Source organism: Lactobacillus sp. ESL0260 (assembly GCF_003692935.1).
Taxonomy (GTDB): domain Bacteria; phylum Bacillota; class Bacilli; order Lactobacillales; family Lactobacillaceae; genus Lactobacillus; species Lactobacillus melliventris.
The window spans coordinates 126294-146812 of sequence record NZ_REHO01000004.1 but is presented as its reverse complement, the minus strand read 5'-3'; the positions used below and the strand labels follow the sequence as shown (position 1 = coordinate 146812).

The 20519-nt window shown below is 35.0% G+C and carries 20 protein-coding genes; 4 read left to right on the top strand and 16 right to left on the bottom strand.

Translation table 11 applies throughout. From position 1 onward, the window contains the following. Positions 1-2 precede the first annotated feature (2 nt). Positions 3-821: a PTS sugar transporter subunit IIC gene (locus tag F5ESL0260_RS01650; RefSeq protein WP_052724616.1), complete on the top strand. Its 819-nt coding sequence runs from the start codon at positions 3-5 to the stop codon at positions 819-821. Then, complete coding sequence (locus F5ESL0260_RS01645) at positions 818-1657, top strand: PTS system mannose/fructose/sorbose family transporter subunit IID (RefSeq protein ID WP_122025638.1); 840 nt, start codon at positions 818-820, stop codon at positions 1655-1657. Before F5ESL0260_RS01650 ends, F5ESL0260_RS01645 begins: the two co-directional genes overlap by 4 nt. 89 nt (positions 1658-1746) lie before the next feature. Here the strand turns inward: F5ESL0260_RS01645 and F5ESL0260_RS01640 are convergent, their stop codons facing one another. From F5ESL0260_RS01640 to agaB, 13 genes are all read right to left on the bottom strand, one after another. Further along, positions 1747-2766 (bottom strand): alpha/beta hydrolase, encoded by a 1020-nt coding sequence (locus F5ESL0260_RS01640; RefSeq protein ID WP_233557696.1) that lies wholly within the window; start codon positions 2764-2766, stop codon positions 1747-1749. Positions 2767-2862: 96 nt separating this feature from the next. Next, complete coding sequence (locus tag F5ESL0260_RS01635) at positions 2863-3321, bottom strand: hypothetical protein (protein ID WP_122025637.1); 459 nt, start codon at positions 3319-3321, stop codon at positions 2863-2865. A gap of 5 nt (positions 3322-3326) precedes the next feature. Then, on the bottom strand, positions 3327-4472 hold the full coding sequence (gene dgoD, locus F5ESL0260_RS01630; protein ID WP_122025636.1) for a galactonate dehydratase: 1146 nt from the start codon (positions 4470-4472) through the stop codon (positions 3327-3329). A 24-nt stretch (positions 4473-4496) separates the two neighbouring features. Further along, entirely contained in the window at positions 4497-5894 is a 1398-nt protein-coding gene (locus tag F5ESL0260_RS01625; RefSeq protein WP_122025635.1) for a PTS galactitol transporter subunit IIC, read from the bottom strand. Between the two features lie 10 nt (positions 5895-5904). Then, positions 5905-6198 (bottom strand): PTS sugar transporter subunit IIB, encoded by a 294-nt coding sequence (locus F5ESL0260_RS01620; protein WP_122025634.1) that lies wholly within the window; start codon positions 6196-6198, stop codon positions 5905-5907. Continuing rightward, positions 6191-6664, bottom strand: a complete 474-nt coding sequence (locus F5ESL0260_RS01615) for a PTS sugar transporter subunit IIA (protein ID WP_122025633.1) — start codon at positions 6662-6664, stop codon at positions 6191-6193. Before F5ESL0260_RS01615 ends, F5ESL0260_RS01620 begins: the two co-directional genes overlap by 8 nt. Positions 6665-6678: 14 nt before the next feature. Further along, positions 6679-7296 (bottom strand): bifunctional 4-hydroxy-2-oxoglutarate aldolase/2-dehydro-3-deoxy-phosphogluconate aldolase, encoded by a 618-nt coding sequence (locus F5ESL0260_RS01610; RefSeq protein WP_122025632.1) that lies wholly within the window; start codon positions 7294-7296, stop codon positions 6679-6681. A 2-nt stretch (positions 7297-7298) separates the two neighbouring features. Then, positions 7299-9341, bottom strand: a complete 2043-nt coding sequence (locus F5ESL0260_RS01605) for a BglG family transcription antiterminator (protein ID WP_122025631.1) — start codon at positions 9339-9341, stop codon at positions 7299-7301. Positions 9342-9532: 191 nt separating this feature from the next. Continuing rightward, complete coding sequence (locus F5ESL0260_RS01600; protein ID WP_122025630.1) at positions 9533-10609, bottom strand: SIS domain-containing protein; 1077 nt, start codon at positions 10607-10609, stop codon at positions 9533-9535. A gap of 18 nt (positions 10610-10627) precedes the next feature. Then, positions 10628-11056: a PTS sugar transporter subunit IIA gene (locus F5ESL0260_RS01595; RefSeq protein ID WP_233557695.1), complete on the bottom strand. Its 429-nt coding sequence runs from the start codon at positions 11054-11056 to the stop codon at positions 10628-10630. Between the two features lie 13 nt (positions 11057-11069). Beyond that, complete coding sequence (gene agaD / locus F5ESL0260_RS01590) at positions 11070-11867, bottom strand: PTS galactosamine transporter subunit IID (protein WP_122025628.1); 798 nt, start codon at positions 11865-11867, stop codon at positions 11070-11072. Continuing rightward, positions 11857-12654 (bottom strand): PTS galactosamine transporter subunit IIC, encoded by a 798-nt coding sequence (gene agaC / locus F5ESL0260_RS01585; RefSeq protein ID WP_122025627.1) that lies wholly within the window; start codon positions 12652-12654, stop codon positions 11857-11859. Before agaC ends, agaD begins: the two co-directional genes overlap by 11 nt. 23 nt (positions 12655-12677) lie before the next feature. Further along, positions 12678-13154 (bottom strand): PTS galactosamine transporter subunit IIB, encoded by a 477-nt coding sequence (gene agaB, locus F5ESL0260_RS01580; RefSeq protein WP_122025626.1) that lies wholly within the window; start codon positions 13152-13154, stop codon positions 12678-12680. Between the two features lie 176 nt (positions 13155-13330). On the opposite strand from agaB, the gene F5ESL0260_RS01575 reads away from it, so the two are divergent. Further along, positions 13331-14071 (top strand): GntR family transcriptional regulator, encoded by a 741-nt coding sequence (locus F5ESL0260_RS01575; RefSeq protein WP_122025625.1) that lies wholly within the window; start codon positions 13331-13333, stop codon positions 14069-14071. Between the two features lie 148 nt (positions 14072-14219). On the opposite strand, the gene F5ESL0260_RS01570 is transcribed toward F5ESL0260_RS01575, so the two are convergent. Both F5ESL0260_RS01570 and F5ESL0260_RS01565 read right to left on the bottom strand, forming a co-directional pair. Next, positions 14220-15209, bottom strand: a complete 990-nt coding sequence (locus F5ESL0260_RS01570) for a D-2-hydroxyacid dehydrogenase (protein WP_122025624.1) — start codon at positions 15207-15209, stop codon at positions 14220-14222. A gap of 66 nt (positions 15210-15275) precedes the next feature. Further along, the gene (locus F5ESL0260_RS01565; RefSeq protein ID WP_122025623.1) at positions 15276-15992 is read right to left on the bottom strand and encodes a coenzyme F420-0:L-glutamate ligase; all 717 of its coding nucleotides are present in this window, start codon (positions 15990-15992) and stop codon (positions 15276-15278) included. Between the two features lie 279 nt (positions 15993-16271). Between F5ESL0260_RS01565 and F5ESL0260_RS01560 the strand changes: the two genes are divergently transcribed. Next, positions 16272-17474: a hypothetical protein gene (locus F5ESL0260_RS01560; protein ID WP_122025622.1), complete on the top strand. Its 1203-nt coding sequence runs from the start codon at positions 16272-16274 to the stop codon at positions 17472-17474. A gap of 98 nt (positions 17475-17572) precedes the next feature. Here the strand turns inward: F5ESL0260_RS01560 and F5ESL0260_RS01555 are convergent, their stop codons facing one another. After that, positions 17573-20227, bottom strand: a complete 2655-nt coding sequence (locus tag F5ESL0260_RS01555; RefSeq protein ID WP_122025621.1) for a BspA family leucine-rich repeat surface protein — start codon at positions 20225-20227, stop codon at positions 17573-17575. Positions 20228-20519 lie beyond the last annotated feature (292 nt).

The window sequence follows — 20519 nt, the reverse complement described above, 5'->3', positions numbered from 1 at the left end:
ATATGTCGAATAATATAATTTTAGCCGCATTTTTATGTGGCTTAGCCGAATTTATTTGCTACGGTGGTGACTGGCTATTAGGACAGAACATGGCAGATCAGCCTATTGTTGTGGGACCACTAGTTGGCTTGCTCTTAGGAGATTTACAAACCGGAATTATTTTAGGCGCCATGCTGGAAGCTACATTTATAGGTGCTGTAAATGTAGGCGGTGCTGTATCTTTAAACCCTTCAGTAGCAACCGTATTGGCTGTTGCTTATGCCATAATCGGTGGCGGTGACACAAAAGCTGCTGTAGCTTTAGCAATTCCAATGGGACTATTAGGTGGCCTGCTTGAAGTTGGAACCTATGTTTTATTTTCACTGTTTCAAGATTCCTGGACTGACGCAGCAGACAAAGCTAACGAAAAGAAATTAGTCTGGCTTCATTATGGTGTTTGGTTTGCCAGATCATTAGTTTTCTTTGTGGCTGTATTTATCACCGTTGTGATTGGTGTTAAGCCTGTTGCAGCATTTATTAAATCCCTGCCTTCTTTCGTGGAAAACGGCTTAGGATTGACAGGTGGTTTGCTTCCAGCTGCCGGTTTCGCAATGCTTCTCAGCATGGTTTGGGAAAAGAAACTTGCAGTTTGGTATTTTCTAGGCTTTATTTTAGTTGAATATGTAAAACTGCCGCTGCTGGTTGTCGGAATCATTGGCTTGGTATTTGCAGTAGTCTTTGCATTTTATGATAAAGATATTTTTGATCTTAAACACAGCAAAACTGCCACAAACAGTAATAAATCAGCCAGTCAGCAAGAAGAAGAGGACTTTCTATCATGACACAAGAATCTGCAACTAATAATAAAATTTCACCTACTGATAAAAAATTACTCCGTAAACTTTATCTTAGGTCTTTAACAATCGGTGCACCTTTACAATATGCCAACGAATATGGCTCAGGATTTGAGTATTCACTACTACCATTTATTGATTATTATTATAAAAATGGCTCTGAAGAAAAACGGCAGGCACTAAAAAGACATATTGTTTTTTATAATATCACTCAATATGTGGGAACTTTTTGCCAGGGTTTAGTTGCCTCAATGGAAAAACAAGCTTCCCAGCATAAAGACTATGATGTTTCTTCAATCAGTGCCGTCAAGGCTAGTTTGATGGGACCAATGTCCGGTATTGGAGATACTTTATTTTGGGGTATTTTAAGGGTTATTGCCGCTGGAGTCGCAATGACATTTGGAATGCAAGGCAACATTTTAGCTCCTTTCGTCTTTTTATTGATCTACAACATCCCTGCACAGTGGTGTCGCTGGGAAATGACTAAACTAGGATTCTCGGTAGGCTCTGAATATATCACTGAAATGTATTCATCTGGTTTACTAACAATTTTCACAAAGGCTGCTAGAACGTTAGGGCTAATAATGCTTGGAGGTATGACAAGCAGCCTTGTTCAATTCAAGACAAAATTAGTATTTCATGTTGGTGGCGGTCAAGTGATCAATGTCCAAAATATTTTGGATTCTCTTCTTAAAGGATTAGTGCCCTTGCTAATAACTTTAGGCTGCTACTGGTTAATAGCAAAGAAACATATTAATTTCACGGTTGTTATCTTGGGCCTAATTGTTTTCTGCATTTTATTAAGTGCATTAGGCATAGCCTAAACAATGTAACTAAATTTAAATTAAATAATGGCAAGACTTTCTTAATTGAAAATCTTGCCATTTTTAATCTTGTCACGTTAAATTCTATTTTATCTTTTTGCGCCTTTGCCTTTAATAATCCAAGCAATGTCTAAACAGGCTTCTTTGGTTTGCTCTAAATAACCTAAGCGGTCAAAAAAGCCATGATCAAGCCCTTTATACAAAATTTCTTGATATTCTTTGCCATACTTTTGTAATAATTTGGCAAAATATTTATTACTTGGTAAAAAGTAATCAAACTCTGCTTCTATTAAAGTGATACTTGGCAGGTTTTTAAAATCTTGTGTATATACTGGACTAACTAGTGGGTCTGTAACTAAACCATTCTCAATATAAAGAGGCCTCATTAAGTTGGTAATATACATTATTTTGTTCAATCTGGTATGAATGAAATTTTTTTGTTTTTTATTCATTTCGTATAACGAATAATCCCAATGGTAAAGCGTTTGAGAAATTTTCTGTAAGTCAAGCGCACCATAAATTGAAATTATTTGCTTTATATAATGCTTTTTATCAAGCAGACCACATCCAACGGCTAAGTTGCCTCCAGCACTGTCACCAGCAACAAAGATTTGTGAATTGTCAAAACCTAAATATTCTCGATGGCTAACAATCCACTCCACTGCTTCACGAGAATCATGCAATGCACCTGGAAAGGGAGTTTCAGGAGCCAAACGATAATCAAGAGAAATAACAGTGCAATTGGCTTGCTCCGCAATTAACCGGCACTGATTTAGTAATGTGGAACTATTGCCTCCAATAAATCCGCCACCATGCAGATATAAGCAGGCATTAAGTGTTGGCTGCTCACCGACAGGTCTGCAAACTATAGCAGGTATATACCTGTTTTGACATTGAATCAAAATGCTTTTTTCACTAATTTGTGAGTTGGTCAAATCTTTATTGGGTGAACCCATGCCATCTCTTACATTTTGGAAGTTGATAGTGCTTAAATCAATAGAAGCCATGGCTTTTTTGTCAGAAAGAGCTGGTTTATTTTTAGTTCTTTCTAAAACTTTTGGGTCCAGTAAGCCCCATTCTTCTCCGTAAGCCGTGTTTCTGATAATCATGATTATCCCTCCAAGATTTTAAACCAAATTGCATTTCTCTACTTTAATAATATACTAACATTTAATAGGAATACTTCATATAGATAAATGTAATGATTAGCTTTTAACTTGAACTTTATCTGAGCAATTTGTTTTTGTGAGAAAGTATTTCTTGGTAGTTTCTACACTGCCTTTAATAACTAGGCAAGTTGAATTATTTTTTCTGATATAAAAGTGAATTCTAGTAAAATTATCATTCTTATCTTCAGGCTCAAGTTCTATTTTTCGATATTTAGCTAAATTACTGTTTAGGCTGCCAATCATAAAAACCTGATTATTACCTAAGCCTTCCGGAGCAAAGCCACAAAATAATATTAGCAAGATTATTGAAATCAGTTCTAACTTGGCATATTTTGCCTGTGACCAAAACAAGATAACTATCATGACTGAGACAATCACTGCCATTGTCATTCTTACATAATTAGTACGTGCTTTAACAATAATTTTTTTTGCATTTTTAAGACCGTTAACAATTATAATCAGAACGAATCCTAGTATTATCACTGCTTCGTCCATTTATCTTACCATTCAGCAATAGTACCATCATAATTAACCCAAGATGGATTATTCCACACTAGTCCTTCTTGAGCTACTTCTTTGATCTTATCTTCATCCATTTCAATTCCAAGACCTGGTCCTTTAGGAATATCAACGAAACTGTCTTTATACTGAAAAATTTCTTTATTCTTTACGAAATCAAGCAAGTCAAATCCTTGATTATAGTGAATTCCTAAACTCTGCTCCTGAATAAACACGTTTGGCGTGCAAGCGTCAACTTGGAAAGTGGCAGCTAACGCTACAGGACCATACGGAGCATGAGGCGCAACGGCCATATCACATGCTTCTGCCATTGCAGCTATTTTACGCTCTTCCAGTAAACCACCACAAAGTGAAATATCTGGCTGAACTATATCAACTGCACCTTGTTTGAAAATATTTTTAAATCCCCATCTGGTATATAGCCTTTCTCCTGTTGCAATTGGAGTCGAGACTTCATTTGCAATTTGAGCAAAATACTCTTCGTTTTCGGGCAAAACTGGCTCTTCAATAAACATTGGATGATATTCTTCCAAAGCTTTAGCCAAAACTTTTGCCATTGGTTTGTGCACGCGACCATGAAAGTCAATTCCAATAGACATGGCATTGCCAAACTTTTCTCGAATAGAAGCAACCCTTTCAACAGCAGCGTCTACCTTTTCCAGTGAATCAATGTAATGCATTTCAGAAGTGGCATTCATTTTCACCGCTCTGAAGCCTTTATCCCAGCGCTTCTGAGCCATTGCCACCACATCAGATGGACGATCTCCGCCAATCCAAGAATAGACTTTAATTTTATCCCTCACGGCTCCGCCCAAAAGTTCGTAAACAGGCAAATTTAAAGCCTTGCCTTTAATATCCCACAAAGCCATTTCTATACCTGAAATTGCAGTGCCATTAATTGGACCACCGCGAAAGAATGAACGATGAAGTCGTTGCCATATTCTTTCAATTTCAAAAGGATTTTTGCCAATTAACTTGCTGCACATTTCTTTTACGCCAGCCACAACAGTTTCAGTTTTAGTGCCAGAAACTAGTTCTCCCCAGCCGGAAATACCCTTATCAGTATTAATCTTAATAAAAATCCATCTGGGCTTTACTTTATAAACAACAAAATCAGAAATCTTCATAATAATTTATCCTCATATCTAAAGCTAATCTTTTTTCTTCATAGCATTTTCTGCTGCTTCGGCTTCTTTGTTGATGTGTTTAACTTTATCAAAGTAGTACCAGGTCAGTGCAATCACAATTAATAAAATGGGAACGCAAAACTCAGGATGCCAAGTAAAGCAAAAATAAACTATAAAGCTTTGAATCATTGAAGTGGCAGCAAAAGATGAAATTAACAGACTGCCACCAGTAGATAATTTGATCCCCACTGATTTAGCAATAGCCGTTAAAACCGGTGAAGTTGCTGAACCACACCATAGTAGTGAAGCAGTGACAGCCAATCCAATAACTATATTTTTAAGCAGATTACCATTAGTTAGTGCCACAACCATGGCTACCCTAAATGGAACAACCGCCAAATCAGCAAATGGTAAAACACGGTTACCTGGCAAAACAACAGCCATAGCAATAGTTAATGGAATAATAATTAAAGCAGTTGTAATTACATCTGGATTACCGACAATAACAGCTGCATCCAACCCAATAAAGAGTTTCCTACCCTTAAATTTCTTTTGTGACCATTTTTGAGCTGATTCAGAAATAGGCATTAACCCTTCCATGAACATTGAGGTCATCTTAGGGATCAGCACCAATACGGCAGACATGCTAACACCTAATTGCAAAATCTGCTGTAAACCGTATCCAGCAAAAATGCCGATAGCCAGACCAATTAGTAGACCCATAATCATGGAATCACCAAAAAATCCTAGATATTTTTGCGCATCTTTAATACTAAACTTTGATTTTCTAAAAAATGGAATCTTATCCAGAAGCCAGTTTAAAGGTACGGCAATTACAAGTGATGATAGAGCCGACACAGTTGGTAATGAAACACCTGGAATATTGAAAAATTTTTGGACCATCGGTTGTGACCAATCAGACATTTTAAATGTAACAATTGCCATGACGGCAACACTACCAACAGCCAATAAAACACTTTTGGTAACAAAATAAACCATGATACCTACTATAGCCATATGATGGTAATTCCATATATCAACGTCTAAAGTGTGTGTAGCTTTTAAAATCAACAAAATAATATTAATGAATAAAATCACAAAAATTAAAATTGCAATAATAGGTGAAGCCCAAGTAACAGCAGCAATTGATCCCCAGCCAACATCTAAAGCATTCAGGTGAACATGCGTCCTTTCCACCATTGCTTTTGCTGCAGGGCCGATATTTGTCGTCATAAAGTCTAGCACCAGCTTGATGCCGGCAAAGCCTATTCCCAACGTTAAACCTGACTTAAAGGCTGCCGATATTTTCAAGCCAAATATTAACCCTACTACTGTAATAATTATCGGAAGCATAACGGTTGGGCCGCAATTAATGATAAATTGGAAACCCGCCATAAATCCATTGGCGATTTGTGACCACATAATTTCCCTCCTAGGATTCTTGCTTTGTTAAAGCATCTTTTATTTCACTCAAAGTTTTATCCGCGCCAACTCCTGTTAATAGGGACAACCCTAGAATGTAGGGAGTGCCATGTGTATCCCCACTGAATTGACCAGTTGTTACCAACAGGTCATAGTTTGCAACTTTACTTGGTACCTCCGTTAATCTGGTTTGTGTTGTTTGAACATCAATACCATTTTCAGATAAATATTTTTTTATTTTGCTGGCAACTACTGTTGATGTTGCAATACCATTTCCACATGCAACCAATATATGTTTAGTCATTTTTATCTCCTATAGCTGACTGAATAAGCTGTAATAATTTTTGCTTTGTTTCAGCCTGCAAAAACTCTTTTCTTAATTCTTCGTTTTGTACAATATCCGCAACCTTTTGCAACATTTTCACTTGGCTGTGCGGTTCTGCAATAACCAACATGATTACTATTCTTACAGGAATATCTTCCTTTGTATTTCCCATATTTTTAAATTCCACCGGCTCTTTCAGTGTTGCAATTGCTAAAGTAGTTTTATTAACCAAATCAGCATTTGCATGCGGAATTGCAATAGCTGGTTGTGAAGAAGGTAATCCTGTTGGAAATTTTTGTTCTCTTTCTAGTAAAGCCTTCTTATAACCATCTTTGACATAACCATTTTCATATAATTGATCGGCCAAAAAAGTTTCAATTTCTCTACTAGTCTTAAAATCAATATTTCTATAAATTAAATCTTCATCTAAAATAATATTTTCCAATCCGCTTCTCCAACTTATGATTTTTCTACCAGATTTACTAATGATTGATGTAAATTGGCAATATTTAAACTTTTTAAATCTTCTTTATTAAATGCGTTAGAACCAATACCCACATATTGAGCTTCATTTTCAAAAAATTCGTGGATATTCTTTTCTGAAACTCCACCTACCGCCATTAAGCGCAATTTACCCAGAGGAGCTTGTATATCCTTGAAAAATCTTGGTCCTATATCAACTGCAGGAAAAACTTTAATGATATCAGCACCGTAACTATCCATTCTAAAAACTTCAGTAGGCGTCATAACACCTGGGATAGTTACTACTTCGCGCTTTTTAGCATATTCAATCATTGCTTTAGTAAATTGGCAGGCACTTAAAATAAATTTTGCACCTGCATCTATTGCAGCAATTTCCTCTGAAAAAGTCAGGACAGTACCAGCGCCAATTAAGATTTTTTTACCAAACTTTGAATTCAATTCTTTTATTTCTTCAACGGCTTGATGAGTATTCATCGTTACTTCAACAGCAAACTTATCTTCCAGACCTTCTAGAGCTTGAAGTACTGCATCAGACTGCATGGAAGAATAATTGCGCATAATAATAGTATATTTAGGATAGTTTTCTACTTTCACATTCAATCGCCTCTTTCTACATATTCTTTAAGGATTGTAAACGCCTGTTCAGAAGTATTAGTATTCAGTAATTTATTAATTTCTCTATCATTTGTAGACAAATCTGCTAGCTGATTAATTGCATTTAGATACCTGTCCATATGAAAAAAAGCAATGGGAGCAATTATTCTAACTTTCTTACCATACGGTAACTTAATGGGATAATGCGAAATTAATAGAGAAATGCCATCATCCTTTATTCCTTTTTCAGGAACCGCATGCGGTATAGCCATATCTTGACCTAAAAAACTATAGTTATATCGATTAGATATTTGATCAACCAGTTCGAAATAGTACTGGTCTTCTACCTTATTGTCTTCAATTAAAGGTTCCAGTGCTTGATACAGAGCATCTTTCCAGTCTGTTTTTTTAGAACTAATTACCTTAATATATTTCTCTTTGATGTAATTCAATAAATTCGGTAGCTCACCAGCATCTTCTCCCTTCCTATCATTTTTTTCATAATCTGACAGTAAAATACTTATAATTTCATTACGTAATTTTGCTTCATTATCAACTTTGGCATATTTTGCTATTAAATTTAAAAGTGCATTTAATTGATAATCAACCTTTTCTAATCCCAAATCCTTCAATACCCGATAGCGTAAAGTAGTTTTTTCAGTAGAAGTCATGTTGGGCTTTACAATATAATTGCGTAATTTAGTTTTTAAGGGCATATTTGAAAAAACAACATTAAAGTCATGATCTGACTCGAAAAATTCCCTTGAAGACATAGTGCCCAGAAAACTTATTTCCGGAAAAATATTTTTTAAGATCTTGATCAAAATATTAGACATTATTATTCCATTGGAACAAACCACAACGGCACTATACTTGGCGTTACTGATTTTTTGAGAGTTGGCATTATCGAAAAGCAAATAACCAAAGTAGTAAGTTAACAGCTTAACTTCGTCTTCGGAAAACTTAGTTCCGATCCATTGCTCCAGGGGCTTAATTAAATCCTTTATAATATCTACAAGAAGCTGCTCATCCTTGTCATTATCAAGGTTCAATGTTTCAATACTTGGCAAGCGATACTTAACCCGAAAACATGCCGGTCTCAAATGATTTAACAGTCTTTTTTCAAATCGTGATTGATCCTGGATATTAACCAGTGTTCTTGACTTAAAGCCTTCCACAATCTGATGGACAAAGCCAAATAGTTCAATTTCATCTGGACTATATTCCGAATTATTTTTATCGAAAACATTAGAAGATAAAATTTCTAAGGCAATCCATTTTATGTAAAAGTCGCCAATATTGCTTAACTCGGTTAGTTTCCTCAAATATTGATATTCTTTTGTTTTTGCAATAAACCCGTCAACTTTAAGATCACTTTTGCAAACTAATCCTCTAGACACAATAATTTGTACTAAAAGTTTTAAATTATTGAAATATTTATCAGAAAATGAGACTTGAAATTTAGCTTCAAATTTTGTAATCAAATTTAACGATATTTTTACAATATCTTTATTAATAGCAAATTTTTCCAGTAAATTTCCCGCTAAATTATCAGAACTTTGCAAAATTATGTTGGTAGCCAACCTTAAAATCTGTTCTTCAGAACCTTGCAAAAAGTATCCTCTAGAGCGATTGTATTTTAAATTGAGGTGACATTTATTCACTGTCTGCTCTGCAATCCTAAGATCCTGGAGAATTGTCGTTTTGCTATAATGAACAATTGCGGTCAGATCATCTAACGAAACATAGTCAACGTTACAAATTAGATAAAGCAGTATCATTTCCGCTCTATTTTTATTGGGGAAATTATTATTTAAATTTTTGTCTGCAACGAGTAATTCTTGCAATTTATCAGTATAGGTAAATGTACCATTGCTGTGCCTTTTAATAGGACTTAACCCATGCGCCTTTAAATCCTCATTAATTAGACCAATAGTATAATTTACTTGTCTTCTTGTTAAAGCTAATTTATCCATCATCTCCGTTACTTTAATATCTGGTTTTTCTAATAAAAGGGAAATTATTTCTTGGATCCTCTCATTCACTTCAATTCTCCCCCTTTCAGATTCTATTTTAGGGTAATTTTTAGGCCAACAAATTCGCTTTCATAACAAGATATGTATACTTACAGTCCCTACCTAGACAAAAGTATTTTTGCTAACTATAAAAAAAGCCAAAACAAAAAGGCCTGAATCCTAATTAAATATGGGATCAGGTCTAAATGAAAAATTTTTATTTATATTTTTGATTTAGTAATTTCATCGAATTCAGGATAGGTAGAATGCTCCAAATCAATTTTTTTGGATTTAGATAGTTTATATGCCAGCAAGTGAACAGGAATAGTCATAAATAAAGCTGTGAGCAACTCATTTACATCTGTGTTTAAATTTAACACGTTAAGATCTGCAGAAGAAACAGCTTTTTTAGCTATAAGCGCTAGATTTTTACAATGAAGCTGTAAAAACTTCTGCAACTTTTGCGATCTTTGCTCCAATTTTCCTTGGGGCTCAATAAAGACAAAATGATCTGAACTATGAAGTCCAATATACGGACCATGCATATATTCTTCGAGCTCTTTACCTTGAGCCGTTATGTGCACCGTTTCTGTTACCTTGGTTTCACCTTCGCGTGCTACACCATATGCCGCACCATAACCTATAAAAAATATTCTCTTAATATCAGAATTTTGTGCTAAGTACTGATCAGTCCACTTTTCAGAAACTGCAACAACTTCAGGCAAGTTATTGATTATCAAACCTATTTCGTTTTTATCATTATCATAATCTGTTTGCGCAATTTTACCGGTTTGAAAAGAAGACTCTGCTGCAAAGAGAATCAATAATAAAATAGTAACACTATATCCTAACGTTACATATGGCATCTCTTCGATTCCCATGCCCATGAGAATTATTTGCGCATCCGTTTGCGCAATTGGACTATCTGGGTCACTGGTCAAAACAAAGACATCAATTTTTTTAGCAACTAATTCTTTAACTACTTTGATAGTTGATGCACTATGACCACCTTGTGAAATTGCAACATAAAGAATATCGTCTCTAAACTTGCTATGATAGTTAGCGGCAATTGAAGGCTCCTCAACATAAACAGGAATACCTAATCTTTCAGTCATATAAGGTACAGCACCATAAGCGGCATTAGAACTGGAGCCGGTCGCAAATAAAACAATTGAATTATATTTCGCTTGATTTGTCTTATACTTCTCAACTAACGGCCTTAATAATTGCTGATAGTTTTTAAAGACCTTACTATATGCATCAGCCTCAGACTTAATGTAATATTCCATACTCTTCATAATAATTACAATCCCTTTTTATATACCATCTGAAAAGTCATTTTCATCAGACTCATCATTTAAATCATTTTTATCAAAAACTTGCGCTGTTTCTTTAGTGATATTAACGAGATCCTGCATCAACGCTTCTTTACTAGGATATTCCTTATAAGTAGTTTCAAGCAGTGAACTCAAGTTGCAACCTGATACAACACCAACGTTATCGTTATCATAGGCTATCTTAGCTGCTTCTTTATACGGCGTTCCACCCAGCATATCAGTAAAAATAATTGTTTCTTCTTTTCCAATTTGAGCGGCAATTTTTTCTTGTAAGTCAATTTCACTCATTTTTTTAGTAAAATCAATAAAATTATGCTCTTCCTGTTTACCTACAAACAATTCAAGAGAACTTTGTAAGCCAGATGCGAATTTACCATGTCCAACTACGATTATTTTGATATTACTCACAATCATTCCTCACTTACATAATTCCAAAAAATGAACAGGCAATACATAAAGTAAAAACAACAACTATTAAGACAATTGGAGAGACTTCCTTTTTCTTAAGTAGCCAGTATAGGAAAAATGTAAATCCTAATGGCAGTAAGTTAGGAAATACCTTATCCAAAAAGTCTTTTTGAAGAGAAACACTGCCTATTTTCACCTTTAAAGACAAGGTAACGTAAGAACTAATTAAAGCCCCAATTACCGTCAGTCCCATAATTGAAGCTGACTTAGAAATAATGGTCGAATTTTCCTGAATTACATCAATTGCTTTAGTTCCCATGTCGTAGCCAAGATGCGCAAAAGGAATGCGGCATAAAAATATTCCCAGATATACCAAGAAGAAAATAATTGGCCCAAGTGGATTACCCTTTGAAGCAAAAGATGCACAGATTCCGCCCACAATTGGCATAATTGTAAACCAGTAAATTGCATCACCAATTCCAGCTAAGGGTGCAAAGAGGGCGTTCTTCAAACCACTAATCGTTTTACGATCAACCCTTTTTTCTTCCATACTTGTTAGTAATCCTAACAAAATTGGCACAAGGGGCGGACTAGTATTGATAAAGTTCATATTATCGACCATGGCTTCCGACATAGCCTCTTTATCATCCCCAAATATTTTCTTCCAAACAGGAATTTGAGCCCAGGTCCATCCAGGTGCCTGCATTCTTTCATAGTTAAATCCTAATTGAAATAGTGAAGATCTCAATCCTAATTTAGTAATATCGCTTTTACTTACTTTGGTATATTTTTTATTTGAGTTAGATTCCATCTTCACTACCTCCATTTTCCTTTACTTCATCTATTTGTGCTTGCAATTTTTGATGTTGCTTATTGTTAAAGAAGTCAATCATAGCAAACACAACACCTATTACAGCTGCAGGCAATACGTTGGAATAGTTAATAAAGCTGGCAATTACGAATCCTAAAAGTAAGTAAGGAACATAATTGACCCTCAATAAAACCTTAAGCAGCATAGCAAATCCTACTGCTGGTAATGCGCCCCCTGCTAACTCAAAACCGTGAATTAACCATTTAGGCATTGCTTTAACCAAAGCGGCCATTGGACCCTGAGCAGCATAAGCGGATAAGAAAATAATTACAAAGAAGGTTGCAGCCATTACAAACATTGAAAAGTAAATAAATTTATTAAATTTTCCAGTGTCTGCATTTTGTGCTGCTTTATCCATAGTAGGCATGAAACCTGAAAACAATGAATAGTACATCAAAATAATGTATTGCATAAGCATGGCAAAAGGCAATGACAAGCCAACTGCAGTAGCTGGCGCAACATTGGTTGTATGAGCAATAACTACCGTCATAATTCCGCAAACTGCCGGGTTGGGCGGTTGTGTTCCTCCTGCGTTTGTTAGGCCAGCAAAGGTAAGTTCTGCAATTCCACCTGCTAAAAGTCCAGTTACAGGGTCACCCAGAATTAAACCAGTTACGGCACAACTAATTATTGGTCTAAAAATATATAAAGCTTCTGTATAGGAGTCTAGACCCGCTATAGCACCAAAAATGCTTAGCAAAATCCCCTGTAAAAAAGTTATTTGCATTTGTTCCTCCAGATTCTGACTACTTAAAAGTCAATTGTTGTCTTTTTATCACCAGGTACGTCTTGGATATAAATGTCGACATTATCATGTACTAATTTCATTAAGTCGTCTTTATCATTTTGGTCGACATAGACTTTATCCGTAACTTTTTCTTTACCAGCTGAAAAATGCATATTACCGACATCTATCTCTTTTATTGGCACTCCGCCTTCAACCAGTCTAACAGCGTCTCTTGGTGTTTTAACAATTATAAAAATCTTTTGCCTTGGAGCTGCCTTCCCAATAATCTTAATTGTTTTTTCAATTGAGAAAAATCTTATCTGAGCTCCAGAAGTTTCCGAAGTGCTCTTCATTAACTTCTGTTGCAAAGGATCGTTTGCTACATCATCATTTGCTACTAATAACAGATTAGCACCTATAGAACTAGTCCAAATAACTCCAACCTGTCCGTGAACAAGTCTGTTATCAATTCTTGTCAACAAAATATTTGGTTCACTCATGTTTTACCTCCTATGATCTTATATGGTCCAGACCATCATAAAAATATAATAGTTGAAAGCGATGACATTGTCAACAGTACAATTATTGCCGATCTTTGTTATAATACTTATACGTATAGGATCTTTTAATTCTAAATTTATTTAGTAGTGGTTCGGACCATAGATTAGGAATTTTTATGGAAAAATATTCAAAACAACCAATTTATTTAAAATTAGTAGCTTTCTTAAAAAATTACATTCAAAACAATATGAAAAAAGACCAAAAACTTTTAAGTGAACGGGATATTTCTTTACGACTGAAAATAAGCAGATATACCGTAAGACGGGCGTTAGACGAGCTCGAAAAGAGGGGCTACATTTATAAGATTCATGGCAAAGGAACCTTTGTTTCAGAAAAATCGTCATTAACTCCACTTAATGACATCTATAGTTTTACTGATCATATGAAAGCTTTAGGAAAAACTCCTCAAACTGATTTGTTAGAATTTAAAATTTTTAATTCAGATAGCTTTTGGGCTTCAAAATTTAATATTGACCAGGGTGAAAAAGTTATCAAATTAAAATTTCTGAGAGCTGCAGATAAACAGCCGATGATGATAGAAAGAACTTATCTTCCCTACGAAAAATTTTCCACTCTCACCATCGAACAACTAACACAAAATTCTTTGTATTTAATAATGAAAACAAATTTTCATCAAACAGTCCGTTTAGTTAACGAGGCAATTCAAGCTAGTTTAATTCAGGCAAAAGACGCCAAACTATTAAAAGTCAGTTACGATGCACCATGTTTAAAAGTAAAAAGAACATCTTTTAATAACAGACACATTCCCATTGAATATACCTATTGTGTTGCGCGTGGTGATCAATTTATTTACAACCATAGTTACTTACATCAAGAAAAAGATGAAATTGGCTAAAGCAAAAAGCCAGTTGTTGATAAACTGGCTTTTAAAATAGCTAATATTCTAATAAATAAAACTATTTATTGATTAAATTTTTTATTACCTAACTTCATGTAGCTCATATATGTCCAGAAATTAAAGTTAATCTTTATACTATTTTTTACTACAAATTAACTACACTCTTTACTTCTCCACCTGAGATAATTGTTTTGGCATCGTTCAAAGCAATCTCAATACTGTTTTTAACGGCTAGTTTAGTGAAAAAGGCAATGTGTGGTGTAATCAAAACCTGAGGCATTGCTTTTAATTTCTTGTAATCTGCCGGCAATGAGTTCAGCATATCCCTTTTATTATAAAAATCAGTTTCATCGGCTAAGGTATCAAGAGCAGCGGCAGAAATTTGTCCATTTTTTAGTGCCGCAATTAAAGCTTGTGTGTCAACCAAGCCCCCACGAGCTACGTTAACCAAAATAGGCTTTTTCTTCATTTTATCAAAAGCAGTTTTGTCAATCATGTTTTCGGTACTTGCTAATAACGGCGTATGCAAAGAAATAATATCGGATTCAGCAAGAATCGTATCAAAGTCAGTATAAGTAAGATATGGTTCTAAAGATGCGTCATAAACCGGATCACAAGCCAAAACTTTAGCTCCTAATGCGCTGTATAGGTGTGCACTGGCTCCACCGATATGGCCAGCTCCAATTATGCCAACAGTACAGTTGAAAATTTCTGTGCTAATTGTACTTTCGTCATAAGTAAAATCACCATGTGCCATTCTGTCTTGGTAAATACCAATTTTACGCAATAAGTACATTGCGTCAGTTACGCCAAGCTCTGCAATAGCTCTTGGTGAATACGCTGCAACGTTAGTAATCCTAATGCCGTTCTTCTTTGCTGCAGCTAAATCCTGGTTATCAACCCCAACTTGCCGAATGGCTAGTTGCGTAATGCCATACTGCTTAAATTTTTCATATACACTAGCACCTACAGGAAGATTGCCTTCAGAGCTCACGCCATCAAAACCTTCAGCCAAATCCGCATTTTCAGCACATAAATCCGCATGGACAATTTTTACTTCAACATTATTTTTTTGAGCCCAATTTTCAATACGGGATTCTTCCATTTTGATTACACCGTAACAAATAATCTTCATTTATTTTTTCTCCTACTCTTAATTCAAACTGACATATTTACATTAATATTTATGAACTAAAAAGTCTTATAAACTATAATTCACAACATCGCCAATACCAGAATCAGTATTTTGGTCATATTCAAGTCCATGAATACAAACTAAAGGTATATTGACATCTCGTTGCCCCATTACTAAACCAGCAGCAGCTGCCAGCAAATCACAAAGCGTTTCAGCTGTACCAGCTTCTTTATTTATCCTTAAGCCATTTAATCCGTATAAGCCAACTGCTACCTGATTAGCACCTTTTTTATCTGCCCTACCGTCACTGTCAGTAATGATTACACTAGTTTTTACACCTAATTCTTGGTAAAAAGTATTGCTGATGCGTTTAGCTGTTAAATCACAATTCTTAGGTAAAGTTATCGCTGTATTATTTTTACCCTTGTCAACACCGCCACTAGTTAAAAACAAACCGTTGGGAAGCCAAGCACCAATATGATTTCCACTTACTTCTAATTTACTGCCAGATGGGTCAGCGGTTTGGTCAATAATCACTTGAATTAAACTGGCATCCTTTCTGGGTATGCGTTGATGAATTCTTTTTGCCACAGAAGTTGGTGCTACGTGGCTTAAATCCACAATATTGCCCTCCGCCATTGAGCAAATTTTAGACGCTACACAAATAATGTCGCCAGCAGCAATTTGGAAATATTCTTTTTTGATCGTTTCAACTAATATTTGTGGCAAATCACAAGCTTTAGAAATCATGGGCACGCCTTGCAAGCCAGTAATAGTAACCATATAAAAATCCTTATCATGTCCGTTATTATTATTTTTTCTTAATATTTATATAATACTCTAAAATGTTGAACAACACTATGTATTTTATGGCTTTAGCAGCATAAAAAAGCATTACTCTAAATAACCTTGATAAAGTTAACAGTTAAATTTAGGTCTAGGAATTTGTATATTAAAAAAGGCCATTTTAACTAATGAAAAGGGCCTTTTGTGTCACTTCTGCTACTGGCAAAACTACTACATGTTACGCTTTTTATTATATTACATGAAAGCGTGACAAAAATGGACAGTAATAAATTTCTCAAGCGCAATCAAATATTATTACCACTAATCAACCTGCTATCGAATTTTGGCAGTATTCTAGTTGGAATAGGTGGTGCACTAATTATTCGTGAATATTCAGATAATATCGTTGTTAATGGCTTGATATCAAGTATTAGTTCCTTGGCACTTATTTTGAGTGTCCTGTTTATTGGATCAAAACTTGATAATGTCGACAAACGCCGCATGTTAATTTTGATATATATCTTTCTGTGTTTGTTCTTATTACTGCCGTTTACTTTTCCCCAAAAATACTTTGTTCCCTTATATATTCTGGTTGACCTTTGCATTACAATGTTCAGTTTAGTTGAAGGACTATCATTTACGGGAAATTTAAAATCTCTTCTGACTGATAATTCTCTCGAAAAAACCATTAACTACAATTCTATAGCTGGTCTGATCGGTAATATAGCCAGTGTAGCTGCAATAGCAGTATTGATTTTGACTACGCGCAATTATTTATATTTTCTCTTAGTAGCAAGCAGCGGTTTTTTCATTAACATTTTTCTAGCTCTAGCTTTACACCAAAGGCATTTTGTTAAAGATAAAAGCAATTTTAAAACCATAACCCATCTGGTCAAAGTCTGGCACAATATTATTACTAATAAAGGCTTACGCGCAACAATTATTGTGGCCATGTTTAATGGTGCTCTCCAATCTGTATTTAACGGACTGATGATTTACTTCTGGAAAGCAATTGATCCTACATACAGTCAAGTATACTGGCTGCTACTTGCCGTGGTCAGTGGCCTCTTATTAGGAGCTGTGCTTATTCGCTTTGACAACTACTTCTGGTTACTTTGCACCTTAACTCTAACCACCACAATAGCATTAGGCATTTTCTTTTTAAAACAAACAATCGCTACCATGTTCATTAGTACAGTGTTAATTTATGCAGAAACTTTACCAATCGGTAATTGGTGCAGCAAAGCCAGAATTAAACGGACCAGTAAAAATGTCCAGACTGCTCAATCAAGTTTTTTGCAACTAGGCAGTTCACTGTTAAATATCTTTTTTACCGTCGGAATTTCAGCAATTGCCAATGTGCTGCAGCGACCTGCTCTTACGCTCCTTGCTAGCGGAATTTCGTTATTACTAGTTTTTGGCATTTTTGGTATTAACGTGCAAAATTATCGCTTAGGCAAAAGCAACAGGTCTAATTAAATTTCTTCTTCCTTATACAGCAATTTAGCAAAATATAAAAAAGTTCTATCAAGTCATTTTACTATGATAGAACTTTTCTAATTATTATTTCTCAATTGCTAAAAATTAGCTTTTTTAATATAACGATTCTTACCAATAATATAGTACAGCTTATTATGCATTTTAATAGCTCCACCATATGTTCTGATCGTTTGTTTCTTTTTCAATACTTTACGACCAGAACGCTTTACTTTCTTATTAGCTTTCTTGGTGTAGATATAAGCATTGTGCTTAAGTTTGCGTTTAATACCTGTAACATTATTAGCCTTCACAAAAGTATCGTTTCCAAGTTCGTAATATTTCTTATTCTGAATAAGCCTACTGCCATAGGTTTTAATTTTTTTGCCAATAAAGTATTCGCCAGCTTTACGGCCACCATTTTGGTCATATATATAGGAATTATGACGAACAGTTCGAATAACACCATTTCTCGAATAAACATAAGTAACAGTTTGTGGCTGGCTGCTAAAGAAGCCGGTAGCATTAACAGGTCTAAATTTAAGAGTATAACCTGTAATAGCCACAGCCTTGGTAATGTAGCCTTCACCAACAACGCCAGTTAAAATCTTAGACGGAGCAATTTCATTGTTGTTCTCATCCTGATAATGAACTTCAACTCTTGCTACAGTATTATTATCATTTATCCCTGAATTTGTTCCATGACCGTTTGAACCTGAATTATTTGAACCTGAATTATTTGAGCCGGAACTGTTTGAACCTGAATTATCATTAGAGCTCTTCTTTTCGTAGATAAACATAATATCATCTACGTTTTCACCTATCAGTCCTTTAGCATTTTTCGGCATAACCGGTAAAAAGTAACCAGGAATTTCTTTGACTTTAGCTTCATAAGAAGTGCCGTATGTACCAGTGTAAGTCTCATCACGCGCAAGCGTCTTGCCCTTTTCATCTTGATAATGAGCTGTTATTGTAGTTTTACGCACGTACGTTTCATCTTTTGCACCAACTTGCCAATTTTTCATCAGTTCATCTGATGACCATTTTTCTGAGCCTTCAGGATCCTGCATTGTTTTCTTTCCAACATTTAACCAAGTTCCTGGTGTATCAAGACCCATAATTGAAACGAGTTTGTTTCCTTTTCCCAGTTTCAAAACTAGCAGGTTTTGGTGCCCTCTCAGCATATCATAGGTGTTACCGTTACTACTCATATCAAAATTGCTGATATCTAGAGTCCTTAAGTTCGAAAGTTTAGGATATTTACCATCTACTTTAGGATTAGCGTAGAGATAGAACATTTGACTCATGCTTGTTACTTTAGAAGTATTGAAACTTGACAAATTCAAACCAACTAAACTATTCGTATCACGAAACATGTATGACATATCTGTAACATTTGCAGTATCAAAGTTGCGCAGGTCTAAGTATGTTAACTTATTACATCCATTAAACATACTGATCATATTTGTGACTTGAGAGGTATCAAAGCTAGAGATGTTTAGGTCTTTTAGCTTTGTACATTTGAAGAACATAGATGACATATCCGTAACTTTACCAGTATTAAAGTTAGAAAGATCAAGTGAGACAAGGCTGGAATCCCAACCGAATACTGAACTCGTATCGCTGGCGTATGAATAATACATACTAAACATTGCTTTCATATTTTCAACATTTTTAGTATCAAAACTGTGTACATCAATGTTAGTCAAACTTGCACAGTGATTAAACATAAATGACATGTCTTTAACATTAGCGGTATTGAAACTAGTAACATTTAATTTTTCAAGACTCTCACACCCTGCAAACATCCATGACATATTTGTGACTTGGGAAGTATTAAAATTCTGCAAATCTAATTCTTTGAGACTTTTGCAACCAACAAACATATATGACATATCTTTGACTTGGGAAGTATCAAATTTACTTAGGTCAAGATCTTCGAGATTGGTACAGCGGTCAAACATACAATACATATTTTTAACATTTGAGGTATTAAAATGAGAAAGATCTACATGTTTAAGACTACTGCATTGACTAAACCAGGCATACATGGTGGTTGCTTCCGAAGTATCAACGTTTTCTAAACCTTCAATATCAGTTAGGCCTCTAAGACGAATAAAAACTGACTTAACATCGCCGACAACTTTAAAGTAGCCGTCAAAGTTTACCTTTTTTACATGCGTACACTCAGGGTCTGGTCCATCTTGACCTAGAAATCCAGCTACGAGACCAGCATTACTTACAATAGTCGGATTATCCTTATCATGACTCCCACTCACAGTTAATACGTTAGTATCACTATCGTACCTTACGTCAGCATTACCCCACTTACCTGTTTTAATAGTTTTTGTACTAATTTTATTTTCATTCTTAGTGATGTCTGTTTCTGGTTGATCATTACCAGCAGAAGTTTGAGAGTTGGAATTTTTATTGTTGCCCTGCGGTGATTCTACACTCCCATTTTGAGTTTCATCTGCATTATCTGTAGTACCATTAGTATTTCCTTCTGGTGCAGTGGTATTCGCATTATTAGTAGTAACGACCTGATTATTTACTTGAGATACAGTATTGTTTGCTACTTGAGTTTTAACACGAACGTCATTCCTATCAAAGTTTTGCGCAGTGTCCTGTGTTCCTGAATTGCTATCAGCCTTTACGACATTAGTATTCAAACTCATCAAACCAAGCGCAGCTGCCGTTAAACTGCTAAAAAGCAGTGCTCCAGTCCGCTTATTGTGATCTAATCCTTTATTCATTTTTCACCTCAATAATAAAATTAATCTAATCTTGCTACTAAAAAAGTATGTATATTATTACAATTTCAGTATATACTTCATTTAATAACATTGCAAATAGAATTATTTTCATAAGAGTGCTTAAAATAGCCATAAAATCAAGATTAATAATAAATTAAAATAACAATTTTACTGTTATCGGATAATATATGCATATATGTTTTTAAAATTAGATTTAATAATTTTAATATCAATCAACTAATAGCAAGATACTTAAAGCCATCAAGATCCAAAAACAAGCCACTTCTATTTC